This is a genomic window from Streptomyces sp. NPDC005281, assembly GCF_040607495.1.
GTDB lineage: Bacteria > Actinomycetota > Actinomycetes > Streptomycetales > Streptomycetaceae > Streptomyces.
On sequence record NZ_JBEXGX010000040.1, the window covers coordinates 14,087 to 31,269 of the forward strand.

The 17,183-nt window shown below is 70.6% G+C and carries 14 protein-coding genes; 5 read left to right on the top strand and 9 right to left on the bottom strand.

Features of this window, described 5'->3' with window-relative positions:
• Nucleotides 1-366: 366 nt before the first annotated feature.
• A complete protein-coding gene (gene pepN, locus ABZV42_RS36540) occupies nucleotides 367-2,961 on the bottom strand; it encodes an aminopeptidase N (RefSeq protein ID WP_356055808.1) in 2,595 nt (864 codons plus the stop codon).
• 192 nt (nucleotides 2,962-3,153) lie between these two features.
• Here pepN and ABZV42_RS36545 point away from each other — a divergent pair, with 192 nt between their 5' ends.
• On the top strand, nucleotides 3,154-3,822 hold the full coding sequence (locus ABZV42_RS36545; protein WP_356055810.1) for a DsbA family protein: 669 nt from the start codon (nucleotides 3,154-3,156) through the stop codon (nucleotides 3,820-3,822).
• Between the two features lie 12 nt (nucleotides 3,823-3,834).
• Here ABZV42_RS36545 and ABZV42_RS36550 read toward each other — a convergent pair whose 3' ends face one another.
• The gene (locus ABZV42_RS36550) at nucleotides 3,835-4,038 is read right to left on the bottom strand and encodes a hypothetical protein (RefSeq protein WP_355976688.1); all 204 of its coding nucleotides are present in this window, start codon (nucleotides 4,036-4,038) and stop codon (nucleotides 3,835-3,837) included.
• 192 nt (nucleotides 4,039-4,230) lie between these two features.
• Between ABZV42_RS36550 and ABZV42_RS36555 the strand changes: the two genes are divergently transcribed.
• The gene (locus ABZV42_RS36555; RefSeq protein WP_356055812.1) at nucleotides 4,231-4,857 is read left to right on the top strand and encodes a histidine phosphatase family protein; all 627 of its coding nucleotides are present in this window, start codon (nucleotides 4,231-4,233) and stop codon (nucleotides 4,855-4,857) included.
• A 64-nt stretch (nucleotides 4,858-4,921) separates the two neighbouring features.
• On the opposite strand, the gene ABZV42_RS36560 is transcribed toward ABZV42_RS36555, so the two are convergent.
• The 5 genes from ABZV42_RS36560 to ABZV42_RS36580 all read right to left on the bottom strand — a co-directional run bounded on the left by ABZV42_RS36560 (nucleotide 4,922) and on the right by ABZV42_RS36580 (nucleotide 10,504).
• A complete protein-coding gene (locus ABZV42_RS36560; protein WP_355976685.1) occupies nucleotides 4,922-5,815 on the bottom strand; it encodes a TauD/TfdA family dioxygenase in 894 nt (297 codons plus the stop codon).
• A 137-nt stretch (nucleotides 5,816-5,952) separates the two neighbouring features.
• A complete protein-coding gene (locus tag ABZV42_RS36565; RefSeq protein WP_355976682.1) occupies nucleotides 5,953-6,771 on the bottom strand; it encodes an ABC transporter ATP-binding protein in 819 nt (272 codons plus the stop codon).
• Nucleotides 6,747-7,652, bottom strand: a complete 906-nt coding sequence (locus ABZV42_RS36570) for an ABC transporter permease (RefSeq protein WP_355976679.1) — start codon at nucleotides 7,650-7,652, stop codon at nucleotides 6,747-6,749. The genes ABZV42_RS36565 and ABZV42_RS36570 overlap by 25 nt, the downstream gene beginning before the upstream one ends.
• Before the next feature lie 5 nt (nucleotides 7,653-7,657).
• Nucleotides 7,658-8,758 (bottom strand): ABC transporter substrate-binding protein, encoded by a 1,101-nt coding sequence (locus ABZV42_RS36575; RefSeq protein WP_355976677.1) that lies wholly within the window; start codon nucleotides 8,756-8,758, stop codon nucleotides 7,658-7,660.
• Nucleotides 8,759-9,301: 543 nt separating this feature from the next.
• A complete protein-coding gene (locus tag ABZV42_RS36580) occupies nucleotides 9,302-10,504 on the bottom strand; it encodes an ROK family transcriptional regulator (protein WP_355976674.1) in 1,203 nt (400 codons plus the stop codon).
• 859 nt (nucleotides 10,505-11,363) lie between these two features.
• On the opposite strand from ABZV42_RS36580, the gene ABZV42_RS36585 reads away from it, so the two are divergent.
• A complete protein-coding gene (locus ABZV42_RS36585) occupies nucleotides 11,364-11,948 on the top strand; it encodes a biotin transporter BioY (RefSeq protein ID WP_339129355.1) in 585 nt (194 codons plus the stop codon).
• 103 nt (nucleotides 11,949-12,051) lie between these two features.
• On the opposite strand, the gene ABZV42_RS36590 is transcribed toward ABZV42_RS36585, so the two are convergent.
• Nucleotides 12,052-12,771, bottom strand: coding sequence for a hypothetical protein (locus tag ABZV42_RS36590; RefSeq protein WP_355976671.1), 720 nt, complete (start codon nucleotides 12,769-12,771; stop codon nucleotides 12,052-12,054).
• 186 nt (nucleotides 12,772-12,957) lie between these two features.
• Between ABZV42_RS36590 and ABZV42_RS36595 the strand changes: the two genes are divergently transcribed.
• Nucleotides 12,958-14,676: a serine/threonine-protein kinase gene (locus ABZV42_RS36595; RefSeq protein ID WP_356055814.1), complete on the top strand. Its 1,719-nt coding sequence runs from the start codon at nucleotides 12,958-12,960 to the stop codon at nucleotides 14,674-14,676.
• A gap of 229 nt (nucleotides 14,677-14,905) precedes the next feature.
• Here the strand turns inward: ABZV42_RS36595 and ABZV42_RS36600 are convergent, their stop codons facing one another.
• Nucleotides 14,906-16,393 carry an amino acid permease gene (locus tag ABZV42_RS36600; RefSeq protein WP_356055816.1) on the bottom strand — a complete coding sequence of 496 codons (1,488 nt, stop codon included), beginning with the start codon at nucleotides 16,391-16,393 and terminating at the stop codon, nucleotides 14,906-14,908.
• Nucleotides 16,394-16,653: 260 nt separating this feature from the next.
• Between ABZV42_RS36600 and ABZV42_RS36605 the strand changes: the two genes are divergently transcribed.
• The gene (locus tag ABZV42_RS36605) at nucleotides 16,654-17,148 is read left to right on the top strand and encodes a ribose-5-phosphate isomerase (protein ID WP_355976662.1); all 495 of its coding nucleotides are present in this window, start codon (nucleotides 16,654-16,656) and stop codon (nucleotides 17,146-17,148) included.
• Nucleotides 17,149-17,183 lie beyond the last annotated feature (35 nt).

Below are 17,183 nucleotides of genomic sequence, written 5' to 3' on the forward strand. Positions count from 1 at the left end.
AGCGCAGCGTCGGATCAGTCGATGAACGCATCCGTCGGATCAATCGATCGGTGCGCTCATCGGACCAAATGATCCACGCGCGCACCGGACCGGGTCACCGGCGGGTCCACCAGCTCCAGTTCACCGGCGCGTCCACCGGATCGGGCTCACCGACCGGGACCTTCGCCTCGCGCATCGGATCAGTTCACCGGTGGGCCCACCGGCCCAGTCACCGACGGATCCACCGACCGGACTCGCGGCCAGGTCCGCCGGTTCGCCCTGCGGACCGGTGCGCCGGGGATGCCGTCGGACCGGTGCACCGCAGAGGGCACCGGACGCCCGTGGCGCCGGTGCCCTCTCCGTCCAGGGTTCCGTAGGGCCGGCTGATCAGCCCGCGGCGGCGATGTCGCGGGCCTGCCCCCGCAGCGCCCGCGCCAGATCGTCGCGCGACTCCAGCACCAGCCGACGCAGCGCGGGCGGCGCGTCCTCGTGGGCCGTGAGCCAGGCGTCCGTCGCCGCCAGCGTCTCCGGGGAGTCCTGGAGCGAGGGGAAGAGCCCCCTGACCACGTCCATGCCGATCTGGATGGAACGCTCCGCCCAGACCCGGTCGATCGCGGCGAAGTACTTGGCGGTGTACGGCGCGAGCAGATCCCGTCGGGACGGCTGGCCGAAGCCGGAGATGGTCGCCTCGACGAGGGCGTTGGACAGCGCGTCGGACTCCACTACGGCAGCCCAGGCCTGGGCCTTGACCGCCGCGGAGGGACGGGAGGCCAGGCAGCGTACCTGGTGCCGCTTGCCGGAGGCCGTGTCGTCGCGCGCGAGTTCGGCGGCGAGGACGGACTCGTCGGCGGCGCCCCGCGCGGCCAGCGGTTCCAGGAACGCCCAGCGCAGCTCCTGGTCGACCTCGAGACCGTCGATCTTCGCCGTCCCGTCCAGCAGACCCTGGAGCAGCTGGAGATCGGCCTCGCCCGAAGCGACGACGGCGAAGAAGCGGGCCCAGGCGAGCTGGTGCTCACCGCCCGGCTCGGCGAGCCGCAGTTCCTTCAGCGCGCCTTCGGCGAGCAGCGCCCCGCCCTCTTCGCGCCAGTCGGGCGCCGCGTAGTTGACGAGCGCGGAGTTCGCCCAGGCGTGCAGCATCTGGAGGACGCCGATGTCGGACTCGCGGCCCGCGAAGCGCAGCACCAGGCCGATGAAGTCCCGGGCGGGCACGATCGCGTCGCGCGTGAGATTCCACAGCGCGGACCAGCACAGCGCCCGGGCGAGCGGGTCGGTGATCTCGCCGAGCGCGTCGCGCAGCGTGGCCAGCGAGCCCTCGTCGAAGCGGATCTTGCAGTACGTGAGGTCGTCGTCGTTGACGAGGACGAGTGCGGGTGCCTCGGCACCGGCCAGCTCGGCCACGATCGTGCGGGGCCCGTCGACGTCCGCCTCGGCGCGCGCGTACCGGACGAGCGGGCCGGTGCCGCCCTCGCGCCGGTACAGGCCCACGGCCGCGCGGTGCGGGCGCAGTTCGGGGTGGGACTCGGGGGCCTCCTGGAGCACCGCGAGCTCGGCGACGCGGCCCTCCGCGTCCAGGATCACCTGCGGGGTGAGGGAGTTGACGCCCGCGGTCTGGAGCCAGGACCTGGACCAGGCTGTCATGTCCCGTCCGCTCGTCTCCTCGAGCGCCGACAGCAGATCGCCGAGGCGGGTGTTTCCGTACGCGTTCCGCTTGAAGTAACGGCGGGCGCCCTCCAGGAAGGCGTCCTGCCCGGCGTACGCCACCAGCTGCTTCAGGACGGAGGCGCCCTTGGCGTAGGTGATGCCGTCGAAGTTCAGCTTGGCGTCCTGGAGGTCACGGATGTCCGCCGTGATCGGGTGGGTGGACGGAAGCTGGTCCGCACGGTAGGCCCAGGCCTTGCGGCGGTTGGCGAACGTGATCCAGGCGTCGGTGAAGCGGGTCGCGCCGACGTTCGCGAACGTGCCCATGAAGTCGGCGAACGACTCCTTCAGCCACAGGTCGTCCCACCAGACCATGGTGACGAGGTCGCCGAACCACATGTGGGCCATCTCGTGCAGGATGACGTTCGCCCGCGCCTCGTACGACGTCTGCGTCACCTTGCCGCGGAAGATGTACTCCTCGCGGAACGTGACGAGACCCGGGTTCTCCATCGCGCCGAGGTTGTACTCGGGCACGAACGCCTGGTCGTACTTCCCGAACGGGTACGGGTAGTCGAAGTGGTCGTGGAAGAAGTCCAGCCCCTGCTTGGTCACCAGGAACACGTCGTCGGCGTCGAAGTGGGGGGCCAGGCCCTTGCGGCACATCGCGCCGAGGGGGATCTCCAGCTTCGTACCGTCGTCGAAGGTGCGGGAGTAGGAGTCCGTCACATAGTGGTACGGGCCTGCCACGACCGCCGTGATGTACGTCGAGATCGGCTTCGTCCCGGCGAACTTCCACACGCCGTCCACGAGTTCGCCGGCACCGTTGCTCCACACGGTCCAGCCCTCGGGGGCCCGCGCCTCGAAACGGAACGGCGCCTTGAGGTCCGGCTGCTCGAAGTTCGCGAAGACGCGCCGGGCGTCGGCGGGCTCGTACTGCGTGTACAGATAGACCTCGCCGTCCTCGGGGTCGACGAAGCGGTGCATCCCCTCGCCGGTGCGCGAGTAGGCGCACTGCGCGTCCAGGACCAGCTCGTTCTCGGCGGCGAGGTCCTCCAGGCGGATCCGGGAGCCGTCGAAGACCTCACCCGGGTCGAGATCCCTGCCGTTGAGGGAGACGGCCGTCACACTCGGCGCGATCAGGTCCGCGAAGCTCGCCGCGCCGGGCTCGGCGCAGCGGAAGCGGAGCGTGGTGACCGAGCGGAAGGTGCGGGGCTCACCGGCAGGGCCGCCGGGCTCCGTCTCCCCGACGGCCGAGCGCAGGTCGAGAAAGACGTCGTAGCTGTCGACGGACAGCAGTGCCGCCCGTTCCTGGGCCTCGTCGCGGGACAGATTCTCACCGGGCACGGCTGCACTCCCTCATGGCGTCATAGACATGTGCGAACAGGACCGATCCTGCCATGTGCCCCTGACGGCGGGCGCCGCGACAGCGGAGACACAGGGGAATCCCTCGGACCCGCCGGAATCGCACGAACACACGGGAATGGTGCGGCCGAGTGCCGGTGTTCCCCCACGAAAGACCGCGTTCCGAGGAGAGCCATGCCCGAGCAGACCGCTCAGACCAGTTCCGGCAAGACCCCCGTCGACTTCTGGTTCGACCCGCTGTGCCCCTGGGCCTGGATGACCTCGCGCTGGGTGCTGGAAGTGGAGAAGGCCCGCGACATCGAGGTCCGCTGGCACATCATGAGCCTCGCCGTACTGAACGAGCCCAAGCTCGACGAGCTGTCCGACCACTACCGCGAGATGCTCGCGACCACGGCGTGGCAGTCCGTCCGGGTGGTCACCGCCGCCTGGCAGAAGCACGGCGACGACGTCCTCGGCCCGCTGTACACCGCGCTCGGCACCCGCTTCCACAACGACGGGGCGGGCCCGACCAAGGAGGCGATAGCCGGCGCCCTCGAAGAGGTGGGGCTGCCCGCCGACCTGATCGACTACGCCGACCAGGAGGACTTCGAGTTCGACGCCGAGCTGCGCGCCTCGCACAAGGAGGGCATCGACAAGGTCGGCGAGGAGGTCGGCACCCCGGTCATCGCCGTCCCCGGCTCCGACGGCCGTCAGCTCGCCTTCTTCGGCCCGGTCGTCACCCCGACCCCCAAGGGCGAGGACGCCGCCAAGCTCTGGGACGGCACGCTCATGGTCGCCTCGGTGCCGGGCTTCTACGAGATCAAGCGCACGCGTACGGCGGGACCGGACTTCAGCAACCTGTAGACCGGGCGCCGGTCACGATGTCCCGGGCTCGGGGAAGTTGTCGCCGTCGCGCCAGTTGCTCCAGCGCTGGAAGCGGCGACAGCCGGGACGGGTGCAGCGATGGTAGGCGGCCGGATCGTCCACCCGCTTGATCCGTCGCACCTCCGTCTGCTCGTCCCTGGTGAGCCTGCGGAACGGCTGAAGCGGTCCTCCGCAGTTCGGACAGCGCACATCCACGACGACACCTCCGTACGAGAACCGTCCCGGCGGCGGCGGACGGTGGGCGAGGACGGAAACATCCGGGTGCCGAACGCCGGTCCCGCGAGCGTATGCGCTCGCGGGACCGGCGACGGGCGGAACGGCCGACCGTGTCCCGGGACTTCTCGCGCGGCGCCCACGGGCCCGGCCCGACCTGGATACTGCGGCCTCATGAGTACTACGAGCCGCAGTACGACCCTTCTCCTGGCCCGGCACGGGCAGACCGTCCGGCACACGGAGAAGCGCTACGCCGGAGTGAGCGACGTCCACCTCACCGAGGAGGGCGTCGCCCAGGCGGAGGCCCTCGGACGCTGGGCCGCCGCGCACCCCGTCGACGCGGTCTGGACCTCGACCATGTCCCGCGCCGTCGCCACCGCCGAACCCGCCTGCCGCGCCCTCGGACTGGTGGCCCGCCGGGAACCCGCCCTGCGCGAATGCGACTTCGGAGTGCTGGAGGGCCGCACGCTCGCCGAGTTCGAGCTGGAGAACCCGGCCCGGGCCAAGGCGTACCGCGCCGATCCGGTGTCCTACCCGTTCCCCGAGGCGGAGGATCCGCGCACGGCGGCGGCCCGGGGAACAGGCGCCCTGCGCCGCGTCGCCGAGGCCCACCCGGGCGAACGCGTGCTGGTCGTCGCCCACAACACCCTGCTGCACCTGGTGCTGTGCGCCGCCCTGTCCATCCCGCTGGGCGAGTACCGCCGCGTCCTGCCCGGCCTTCGCAACGGGGCGGTCACCGAACTCCGGGTGGAGGACGGGGCGGCCGCCCTGGTCTCGCTCAACGTGCCGTGCGGACCGTGACGGGACGGCCCCCGCGAGGGTCGTCCTCGCGGGGGCCGTCCCGGTCCTGGTCACCCGAGAGGCGTCAGACGGCCACCGACGTGTAGTGCGAGGCGTCGCCCGTGATCGAGTGGCTCTCCTTGCCCTCGATGCCCACCGGTACGTCGCCGGCGACCGTCACCCGGTGCAGACGGCGCGCCTGGCCGTCGTAGTTGTCGATCGCGTAGTGCTGGGTGATCCGGTTGTCGAACAGGACCAGCTGGTTCGGGGACCAGCGCCAGCGCAGGACGTTCTCGGGCCGGGTGACGTACGCCTGGAACAGATCGAGGATCTTGCGGGACTCGCCCACCGACAGTCCGATGATCCGCTGCGCGAACCCGCCGATGAACAGGCCGCGTTCACCGGTCAGCGGGTGGACCCGGACGACCGGGTGCGCGGTGCGGAACTTGATGGAGGTGAACTGGGCGCGCTGGGCGGCCTGTTCCTCGTCGATGTTCTCGTCCGGCACCGCGTAGTCGTAGTCGTTGGTGTGCTCGGCCCACAGGGTGTCGGCGAACGCGCGGAGCGGTTCGGGCAGATCGCGGTAGGCGGCAGCCGAGTTGGCGATGAGCGTCTCACCGCCGTACGACGGGACGGTGATGCTGCGCAGGGTGCTGGCCTGCGGCGGGTTGAGGACGAAGGTCACGTCGGTGTGCCAGTGGTTGGCGCGGCCCCGCTCGCTGTCGACGGGCAGCACGTTCCGGGCGCCGTCCACGGCGGGCACGGTGGGGTGCGCGGTGGTGAGGTCGCCGAAGTGGCGGGCGAAGGCCTGCTGGCCCTCGTCGTCCAGGTCCACGTCGTCGAAGACCAGCGCCTTGTGCTCGTTGAGAGCGGTACGCAGGGCGGCGGCGGTGATGTCGTCCAGGGGCTTGGAGATGTCGACGCCCAGGACACGGGCACCGATGTGAGCGGTGACCTTCTGGATCTCGATGTCTGTCATGGGGTACGGGTCCTCTCGGTGCGGTCGGTGCGGTCGGTGCGGTCGGTGCGGTCGGTGGCATCGGCGCGGTGGATGCGGTGGGTTCGGCGGTCGTACGGCGGTACGGCGGCGTCGGGACGGAGCCGGCGCGGGGCCGGTCAGGGGTGCCTCTCCTCCTGGAGCGGGGACACGTCGTGCCGGACGGCCCCGCCCGCTGTCGGCTCCGGTTCCGCGGCCGGTCCCGTCACGTCCTCGGTCACCCCGAGGGCGTTCAGCAGGCGTTCGCGGTATTCGCCGAGCAGCGGATCGCGGTACGAGCGGGGGTGCGGGCGGTCGATGGACAGGTCGAGGCCGATGCGGCCGTGGTCGAGCACGAGCACCCGGTCGGCCAGCACGATCGCCTCGTCCACGTCGTGCGTGACGAGCAGCACCGACGGCCGGTGGCGTTCCCACAGTTCGCGCAGGAGCACATGCATCCGGATCCGGGTGAGCGCGTCCAGCGCCCCGAACGGCTCGTCGGCAAGCAGCAGTTCGGGTTCCCGTACGAGTGATCGGGCCAGCGCGGCGCGCTGTGCCTCGCCGCCGGACAGTTCGTTGGGCCAGGCCCGTTCGCGCCCCGCGAGTCCGACCTCGGCGAGAGCGGAGCGGCCCTTCTCCGCGGCCTCCCGGCCGTCCGCGCCCAGCAGGACGTTGTCGAGGACCCGGCGCCACGGCAGCAGCCGGGAGTCCTGGAAGACGACGGACACCCGTTCCGGGGCCGTGAGGTGTCCGCTCCCGGCGACGCCGTGGTCGAGGCCGGCGATGGCGCGGAGCAGGGTGCTCTTGCCGGAGCCGCTGTGTCCCAGCAGGGCGGTGAACTGGCCCGACGGGAGGTCGAGGTCGATTCCGTCGAGGACCGTGCGGCCCTCGAACGAGCGGGTGAGCCCGCGTAGTTGGACCGTGTGGGAGAGGGTCAGCTGCTGAGTGTGCGTCGCCACGACAGCACCTTCCGTTCGACGAGACGAACCGCGCTGTCGGAGACGAGCCCGAAGATGCCGTAGATCAGCAGGCCGACGAGGATGATGTCGGTCCGGCCGTAGTTCTGGGCCTGGAACATCATGTAGCCGAGGCCGCTGGTGGCGTTGATCTGCTCCAGGACGACCAGGGAGAGCCAGGAGCCGGTCACCCCGAGCCGCAGTCCGACGAAGAAGCCGGGCAGCGCGCCGGGGATCACGATCTCGCGGACGAAGCTGAGCCTCGACAGCCCCTGGACCTCGGCGAGTTCGACATAGCGGTGGTCGATGCCGGACAGGGCGGAGTGCAGGTTCAGATAGATCGGGATGTAGACGACGATGGCGATGATCGCGATCTTGAAGGTCTCGCCGATGCCGAGCCAGAGGATGAACAGCGGGATCAGGCCGAGGGTCGGGATCGCCCGGTTGAGCTGCACGGTCCCGTCGATCAGTGCCTCACCGACCCGGCTGAGCCCGGACGCGAGGGCGAGGACGACACCGGCGGCCAGGCCGAACGCGAACCCGTATCCCGCGCGCTCCAGGGAGGTCAGCACATCGGTCGGCAAGGTGCCGTCGGTCCACAGATGACCGGTGGTCCTCAGTACCGTCCAGGGCGCGGGGATCGCGCCGGGATCCAGCTGTCCGGCGGCGGACGCTACCGCCCACAGGGCGAGGAACAGCGCCGGGCCGATGAGCCGGGAGGCGGGCAGCCGCTTTCCGGGCGCGAGACCGCGGCGCCGGGCACGGGGAGTCCGGCGGAACAGACGCGTGCCGGTGCCGCTCGCGTCGGCCGTCCCCGCCGCGGACGGCTCGGCCGAGGCGGGGGAAAGGGCAGGGGAAGGGGCCGGCTCGGTCCTGGTCGTCATGACGGTCACCTCCGGTATTCCGCGGGAACGGCCTTGGCGGCGATGGCCTCGAAGCGCCGGTCGAAGAGCGAGTCGACCTTGAACTCCTTCACGAAGCCGCCCTCCGCCAGCAGATCGGCGGTCTCCTGCTCCCACTTGACGGCCTCGTCCCAACTCGGCGGGAACAGTGGCTTGTTGGCGAGAGAGGTGATCGACCTCGCCTGGTCGAGGGTCAGGTTCTGTGTCTTGACGTAGAACTCCTCGTTCCAGGCGTCGGGGTGCTCGTACGCCCACACCTGGCCCTTGGCCCAGCGCGGGATGTACGCGGCGACCGCGGCCGCCTTCGCACGGTCGGCCAGTACCGAGGACGGCGCCCAGAGCAGGTTGAGCAGGTCCACCACTCCGGTGGCGATGGTGTGGGCGCCCTTGGACCCGTACTGCTTGAGGTAGGCCGGTGCCTGGCTGTTGGCGAGCGGGGCGACGTCCACCTGGCCCGCCTGGAGCGCGGTGAGGAACTGGTTGCTGGTCAGCGGTACGAGGTTCACGTCGTCGTAGGTGAGGCCTGCCTGCTTCAGGGCGCGCAGCAGGACCACGCCCTGTGCCTGGCCCTGGGAGAAGGCCAGCTTCTTTCCCTTGAAACCCCGCACGTCCCGGATGTCGCTGCCGGGCTTGGTGGCGAACAGGTAGTTGGGCTTGCGGGTGATGTCGATCGCGACGATCTTCGCGTCGAAGCCCTGGAAATGCGCCTGGATCGGCGGGATGCCGGCGTTGTTGGCGACGTCCAGGGACTTGGAGCGGAAGGCGTTGATGACATCGGGACCGGCGCCGATGTTCACCCAGTCGGACACGGTGAACGGCAGCGCGGCCAGCCCCGCCAGCTTGAACTGGAGTTCCTGGACGCCTTGGTACGAGGCGATCGAGAGCTTGGTGCCCTGCGGAACCTTGCCGGACAGGGGCGCCGACAGGTCCTCCCGCGACCGGGTGCCGGCCGCACTGGCGCCGGCGCAGCCGCTCAGCCCGGCCGCGGCCGCGGCACCGAGAAGGGAGGACAGGAACACACGCCGGTCGACACCGGAGGCGGGCAGGGCCGAGGAGGAGCGTGGTGACCGTACGGACAGTGGTGGCATGGAAGGACTCCGGGGATTCCAAGTGGCGGGAGAGCGCGCGGGGTTCCGGGCAGGGCGAAGCCGGAAGGGAGGCGGGGCGCGCCGAAGGGACACACGCCGGGGCGTGCTTGACGGGGGGCGGGGTGGCCGGGGCGGGCCGGCCGAACGGTCCGTGAGCCCGCGTCGGCCGGCCCGATCCCGCTCATGACGGATCGGCGCTTCAGCGGATCAACGTCTCAAGAGACCGGAGACAAGCTGCCGATGAACAGGCGTCGGTGACGACACGTCAATGACGAGGTACCAGTGACGACGTACCAGTGAAGGTGTGTCGATGGCGACGTGCCGGTGATGGCGTGTCGGTGGCGACGTACCCGTGACGGTTTGCCGGTGACGGCTCGTCGGCGACGGCGGGTCAGCGGAAGGGGGTCAGCAACAACGTGTGCGTGCGACCCGCATCAGGTCGACCACACGGCACTTGGTGAGCGGAACCTGCACCCGCGCGCTGCTCATGCACATGATGCTCCTGTCCGGGAACGACCCCTGTCAACATTCCGACTTTCTGAATTAATTGGCCCCTGGTGGGGAGCCCGGAGAGCCCAGCGGATCGCGGTACAGGACGTCGAGCACGACCGACCCGCCCGCCACGGCCAGCACAGAATCGGGGAAACTGGTCGGGACGACCGCGGACGCCCGCTCCGGTCCGGCCGCCTCGCGCAGCGCGCCGAGGCAGTCCTCCCGGTGTATGGCACCGATCTCGGTCACGACGACCGTCTCCGGGTTGAGCACGTCGAGCAGCAGCCCCACCGCCCGCCCGACCATCCGGGACCGCTCCATGAGCAGTTCCACCGCCAGAGGGTCGCCCGCGGCCGCGGCGGAGACGACGTGCATCGGATTCGAGCCGTCCGTGACACCGCGCTCCCGGGCCCGCCGGCACAGCGTCCGTTCGCTCAGTTCGGCCTGGAGGCACCCCGTCCGGCCGCAGTCGCACGGCTCCGACCCACCCGTCAGGGGCAGATGGGCGATCGCGCCGGCCTGCGAGCGAGGCCCGTAGTGCACCTGGTCGTGGGTGGCGAAGGCGGCGTCCACCACGTTGCCGACGAAGAGGTGCAGCACGCTCCGGCTGCCCCGGGCCCGTCCGAACAGCCGCTCCCCGTTGACCAGCGCCCTTGCGTGGCCGTCGACATGGACCGGCAGCCCGGCACGCGCGCCGACGACCTCCCGGACGGCCACGTCGTGCCAGCCCAGCAGCGGATGCTCCACGATCGTGCCGGAGTCCGGGTCAACCCAGCCGCCGGACGCCACACCGATGCCGAGGGCGGTACGGCCGGGAAGACCGGCGAGGAGAGCGGTGATCGCGTCGGCGGCGTTCGCGAGAACGAGGCCGGGCTCGGTGCGGTCGTGCCGCAGCCGCTTCTCGGTGAGGACCCGCCCGCGCAGGTCCAGCAGCGCCACGGTCGTGTAAGGCACGGCCACATGCACCCCGCCGACCACGAAACGGGAGTGGTCCAGGTCGACCGGGAGATGCGGCCGCCCGACCCCGCCCGAGCGGCGGGGCGCGGCGGCCTCCCGTATCAGGCCCCGTTCGGTGAACCGGGCGCAGTAGTCGGTCACCGACGCCGGGGAGAGCCCGGTCAGCCGGGAGATGGTGCTGCGCGCGACCGGCCCGTGTTCCAGCACGGACCGAAGGATCACGCTGGCGCTCGCCCGGCGCCGGTCGAGGACGGGGGAGGGAGGGGACAGGAAAGGGGGTGCCACCGTACTGGCCATGGAGTTCATCCTCGGGAGCTGGTCCGGCCGAGCGCCGTCACATGCGCCACGTCGCAACGGCTACGACGCGCGCCTGGTGTGGTCCGCTGTGGTCTCGTCCCGGCGAGCCGGATTCGCTCCGTCCCGCCTCAGGACGGGCGACGACAGGTGGCGGTGCCCTGGCGTCGCAGGTCGACATAGCGACGCGACGCGAAGTTCAGGGCCTGGGGAACCATGGGGGAAGGGTAGGGGTTGGTCCAGGGGACCTGCCAGACACGCCCAAGGACCGGACACCCGAGCCACGTTCCCGCCTCACGCGACCCAGGCAACGGCCGGCCCTCGCCTCTCTTCGCGGTCGCCGGGCGCGACGTTGCGGGCGGCCGGAGCCTCTTCGCCGTCGGCGGGCGCGCCTTCGCGGTCGGCCTGTGCCTCCTCGCGGTCGGCGCGCGTCTCTGTCCGCCGGTCCGTGCCTCCTCCGTGACCGCCCCGCGTCGCTTCACGGCCGCCCCTGCGCCTCCTCCGCGGCCACCCAACGCCTCTTCGCCCCGCGCCCCCTCACCGCCGTCCCACGCCCGCCCGTCGCAGGCCATGGCCGGACCGCTCGCGCACGGAGGGCTCGGCGGAGCCTTTGGTGAGTCTCCACAGTCCAGGACTCGAACCCTCGCGTAGCGGAAACGACTTCACCTCAGTGACCAGCGTCACCTTCGGGCAGGTGTACGGGGCACTCTTTGTAAGGAGCCCACCAAACCCCGGATCCACGCTTTGTCGATCGCTGACGGTGATCACCCGTATGCCCCTGGGATAGCGTCGCCGTGTTCCGACCTGTCCTCCCCCGAGCTCTCCATGAGCCAAGGGGGTAACCCCGTTCGCCGGAGTCCTCATGAGCACCGCTGTCGCCACGCCCTCCCGCCCCGGCGAGGTCCTCGCCGACCTTCTTCCGGCCTCCCGCGTCCGTGACGCCGCCCTCGTGCTCGGCGGTGCCGCACTCACCGGTCTCGCCGCCCAGATCTCGCTGCCCGTCCCGGGTTCCCCGGTGCCGGTGACCGGCCAGACCTTCGCGGCGCTGCTCGTCGGCACGGCGCTCGGCGCCCGCCGCGGCTTCCTGTCGCTCGCGGTGTACGCCCTCGTGGGCATGGCCGGTGTCCCGTGGTTCGCGCAGGGCGGCTCCGGCGCCTCGGCACCCTCCTTCGGCTACATCCTCGGCATGCTGCTCGCGTCCACCGTCGTGGGCGCCCTGGCGCGCCGCGGCGCCGACCGCTCCGTGCTGCGCATGGCGGGCACGATGCTGCTCGGCGAGGCGATCATCTACGCGATCGGCGTCCCCTACCTGGCCCTGGCCACCGGCATGTCGGCGAGCGCCGCCCTCGCGGCGGGCCTCACCCCGTTCCTGATCGGCGACGCCCTCAAGGCGGCTCTGGCCATGGGTATCCTGCCCACCGCGTGGAAGCTCGTCGACAAGAAGTGACCCCGTAGTTCCGTACGCGTCCTTGCGCGGAGGCTCGCCGGGTCGGTTTCCGACCTCACCCGGCGGGCCTTCGCGCGTTTCCCGGCCGGTGCCGGGCCGGCGGTCAGTGTTCCCGCCGTGGCCTGCGGCCGGCCCACCACAGCCCCGCCGCCCCGGCCGACATCAGTGCCGCGCCCGCCATGCCGAGCGGCAGGACCTCGGTTCCGGCCCCGGTCCTGGGCAGTTCGTCACCGCCCGGCGCCACCGGCTTGTTGTCGGTGCCGAGCAGCAGCGGGGTCGCCGGGGCGTTCGGCGACGGATTCGTCGTGCCGAACGGAACCGGGCCCTGCTGCCAGTACGTCTTCTTCCCGTCGCCGGTCTGGACCGGAAGACAGATCTTTCCGGTCCTGCTCAAATCGAACGTGGCCTGGACGTCGTACGTTTTCGATCCACCCGCCGGGAGATTTCCCGTGGAACAGATGAAACCGCTGTTCGATCCCTTCGGGAGATCCTTTTCCGCCATGGCGGTGCAGCCTTTGACGTTCTTGACCTTCAGGCCGTCGAATCCGACCACCAGCAGCCGGATATCGCCGCTCTCCTTGGTTCCCCCGTTCTTCACCGTGGCGGTGATCGCCGTTTTCTGAGTGCTGTTGTCGACCGAGATCCGCTCCGGCAGGAGTGTGGTCACCCTCACGCCCGCCGGGGCCTTGTCCAGCACCTTTCCGCCCTTGCCGCTCCCCGGTCCCTGGTCGTCCGCGGCGGCGGAGTGGGAAAGGATCATCACGGTCGAGAAGCAGGCCGTGAGCAGGGATCCCGTAATAGTCGCCGTTCGACGAGAACTCATGTTCGCCCCCCTTGGCTGCGCCTGAATTCGCAGTACTTGAAGAGGTACCACAAGATTTCTCCGCACTATGCTGGTAAGAACCTAAGTGTGACTATTGTGTTTCCGTTGTGACGCGCGATTGTGGCTGCTGGTGAGGGGGTGCAGAGATTGTCGGCGAACGCACGGAGCGGTGTACCGGGATTATTGGTGACCGGACGTTATCGGCTGGTCGAGAGTATTGGTCAGGGGGGAATGGGGCGGGTGTGGCGGGCCGCCGACGAAATGCTCGACCGGCAGGTCGCGGTCAAGGAAATGCGGATGGACGGACCCGATCCCGAGGACACCCGGACACGCCGGGAACGGACCCTGCGCGAGGCGAGGGCGACGGCCCGGATCGACCATCCGGGCGTGGTCCGCGTCTACGACGTCGTGGACGCGGGCGAACGTCTGTGGATCGTCATGGAGCTGGTCGCCGGCCGATCGCTCGAGCGGATCGTGGCCGAGGGCGGACCGCTGGAGGAGCGTGAGGCGGCCCGCGTCGGCCTCGAACTGGTCGGGGCACTGCGCCAGGTGCACGCCCAGGGAGTGCTGCACCGTGACATCAAGCCGGGCAACGTCCTGGTCGAGGGCGCCGGGCGGAACCGTGTCGTCCTCACCGACTTCGGCATCGCCGCGCTCCAGGACGCCGAGGCGCTCACCATGGCCGGGCTGATCGTCGGTTCTCCCGACTACATGGCGCCCGAGCGGATCTCCGGCCGCCCGCAGGGCCCGCCCTCCGACGTGTGGTCCCTCGGTGCCACGCTCTGCGCGGCCCTCGGCGGACGCTCCCCGTTCTCCCGCTCCACCACCCTCGCGACTTTGCACGCCGTTCTCCACGAGGAGCCCGAACTCCCCTCCGGGGCGGGGGAGCTGAGGGGGATCCTGTCCGCCGTCCTGAAGAAGGACCCGGCCGCGCGGCCCGCTCTGGAGGAACTGGAGGCGGCTTTCGCGGAACTCGTCCCCCCGCCGAGGACGAGCCCGCCGGGCCCCGCCGGACCACGGGCAGGCGGGCCACCCACGTACGACTCCGCCGCCGGAAACCACGCCGTCGCCCGGAGACCCGCCCCCTCGACGACCGCCAATGCCTCCACCGAAATCCCCTCAGGACCGCGTACGGAGCCTGGTTCGGGCGCTCCCGCCCGACTGCCCGTGCCGCGCGTACCGCCCCCCGTGGTGCGGGCGCCGGACGAACCCCCGGGTCCGGCCGTACCGCCCGGATTCGCAGGCGCCCGCGGCCATGACCCGAGCCGGGCCCGTGCCCGGCGTCCGGTCGGAGCCGCCGCCGCGGGGGTCGTCGTGGCGGGAGCCGTCGTCTGGGCCGTCGTGGCCTTGACCGGCGGACCGCCCGGCGGCGCGGGCTCGTCCACCGGCTCGTCCCCGGGCTCGTCCACGTCGACGGCATCCGGCGCCGGCGGCCGCGCGTCCCCGGCGTCCACCGTGGAAGGCACCTCGCGCCCGCCCGCCCTGCCCCCGGGAGCGCACCGGGAAGCGGGCGGCTATGCCTGGGTGACGCCCAAGGGCTGGCGGCGTGATCCGCAGACCGGCTCCGAGGTCCACTACACCTCGCCCGACGGCGCCCAGGAACTGGCGGCCAAGTCGTCCCTCGCCAAGGGGAATCTGCTGGACACCTGGACGGTCTCCGAGCGGAACGCCCGCCAAGGGCGGGACTACCGGAAGATCCGGCTGGAGCAGACCACGTTCCGGGGCCGCACCGCTGTCGTCTGGGAGTACACCTTCACCCTCAAGGGGGTGAGCTGGCACGCGCGGCTGCTCGGCTTCGACGCCGACGGGAAGTCGTACCAGATCAACACCTGGTACCACCAGGACATCGAGGACCGGGCCCTCACCGTCTACGACCGGGTGGAGAAGAGCTTCACCGTGCTGTGAGCCGGTCGCGGTCCGCCCGGCACCACGGCCCGCCCGACACCACGGCCAGGCAGCCGCCACGGTCCGCCGGCCGCCACGGTCCGGCGGACGAAGCGGGACGAGGGATGGGGGATGCGGGACGAGGGGTGCGGGGAAGCGGGATGCGGCAAGCGGGCGGGGGAGAAGAACGAAGGAGGGGCCCGCGGCGATCGGCCGCGGGCCCCTCCTCAACTCAGGCTTCGGCAGCGGGTCAGGCGCCGACCTCGGCCTGGGTCTCCTCGCGGGAGTCGCTCGCGAGCGGCTCCGCGGAAGTACGGGCGCCCGCGCCGACGTTCTGCCGGACGAAGGCGATGACCAGCACGATCGCCGCGACGAGCAGCGACAGCAGCACGGTCTCCCGGCCGTCGTGCTCGGTGTCGGTCAGCATGTACCCGAGCACGAAGACGATCATCCCGGCCGTCGCCCAGGTCAGATACGGGTAGAGCCACATCTTCACGACGAGCTTCTCCGGCGCCTCGCGCTGGATGATCTTCCGCATCCGCAGCTGCGAGAAGCAGATGGCGAGCCACACGAACAGGGCTACTGCACCGGAGGAGTTGACCAGGAAGAGGAAGACCGAGTCCGGGAACTTGTAGTTGAAGAAGACGGCCACGAAGCCGAACGCGACCGAGACGAGGATGGCGGTCATCGGCACACCGCGCCGCGTGGTGCGGGCGAAGGCCTTCGGCGCGTCCCCGCGCTGACCGAGCGAGAAGGCCATCCGGGAGGCCGTGTAGAGGCCGGAGTTGAGGCAGGACAGCACGGACGTCAGCACGATGACGTTCATGATCTCGCCGGCGTGCGCGATGCCGAGGGAGTCGAGGGCGGCGACGTACGAGCCCTTGTCCTTGATCGACGGGTCGTTCCACGGCAGCAGGGCGACGACGACGAGGATCGAGCCGAGGTAGAAGACGGCGATACGCCAGATGATGCTGTTCGTCGACTTGGTCACGGCCCGCTGCGGGTCCTCGGACTCACCGGCGGCGAGCGTCGCGATCTCGCTGCCCATGAAGGAGAAGACGACCAGCAGTACACCGGTGAGGATCGCGCCGGGCCCGTGCGGCAGGAAGCCGCCATGGCCGGTCAGATTCCCCAGCCCGGCCTTCGGGGCGTCCACACCCGGCAGCACCCCGAAGATCGCGAGAGCGCCGACCACGATGAACGCGCCGATCGCCACGACCTTGATCCCGGCGAACCAGAACTCGAACTCGCCGTACGAGCCGACGGAGACCAGGTTGGTGGCCGTCAGCACCATCATCACGATGAGTGCCCAGCCCCACTGCGGTACGCCGGGCATCCATCCTTCGAGGATCTTGGCGCCGGCGGTGGCCTCCACGGCCAGCACCACCACCCAGAAGAACCAGTACAGCCAGCCGATGGAGAAGCCCGCCCAGCGGCCGAGCGCGCGGTCGGCGTGCGCGGAGAACGAGCCCGAGGTCGGGTTGGCGGCGGACATCTCACCGAGCATCCGCATCACCAGCACCACGAGCGTGCCGACGAGGGCGTACGAGAGAAGGATGCCGGGGCCCGCGGTGGCGATGCCGGTGCTGGAGCCGACGAAGAGCCCGGCGCCGATGACACCGCCGATGGCGATCATCGACAGATGACGGTTCTTTAGTCCGGCCTGGAGGCCGCCACCGGGTTCTCCGGGGCCTCCGGGGGCCTGTGCGGCCTTCGTGGGGGTCGGCTGCGAGGTCATGAGGGGGATTCCTTTGCGCCGGATGAGCAGATTCCCGTACAGAGCGCCCAACCCGTACGAGCGGTGTACGGGGCGCCCACCGATCCGTTGGTAGGGGTCGGCGTACAAGTTGGTCCAGTGAATCGGAGGCAAATGGATTCGTGAACCTTTGAATCCAGATCGTTACTTGAGGTTTCCTTGAGGTTCTGTAGGCTGTCTCACAGTTTTGCCGTGTGGGACCCGGCGCGGTCTGCCCGAAACGGCCATGTCACACTCGGACCATGCGCGTGTATCTCGGATCCGACCATGCCGGTCTCGAACTGAAGAACCACCTCGTCGAGTGGCTCAAGGCCGCCGGCCACGAGCCCGTCGACTGTGGGCCCCACATCTACGACGCCCAGGACGACTACCCGCCGTTCTGCCTCCGCGCCGCCGAGCGCACCGTGGCGGACCCGGGTGCCCTCGGTGTCGTCATCGGCGGCTCCGGCAACGGCGAGCAGATCGCCGCGAACAAGGTCGCCGGCGTACGGGCCGTACTCGCGTGGAGTGCGGAGACCGCCGCCCTTGGTCGCGAGCACAACAACGCGAACGTCATCTCCGTCGGCGCCCGGATGCACACCGAGGAAGAGGCGACGAAGTTCGTCGAGACCTTCCTCGGCACGCCGTTCACCGGCGAGGAGCGTCACGTCCGGCGCATCGAGATGCTCGCGGACTACGAGAAGACCCGGGAACTCCCGCCGATCCCGGCCCACCACCCGCAGCAGCCGCAGGCCTAGGGCCTGTCGTTCGGATCATGCGGCGGGGCGCGGGC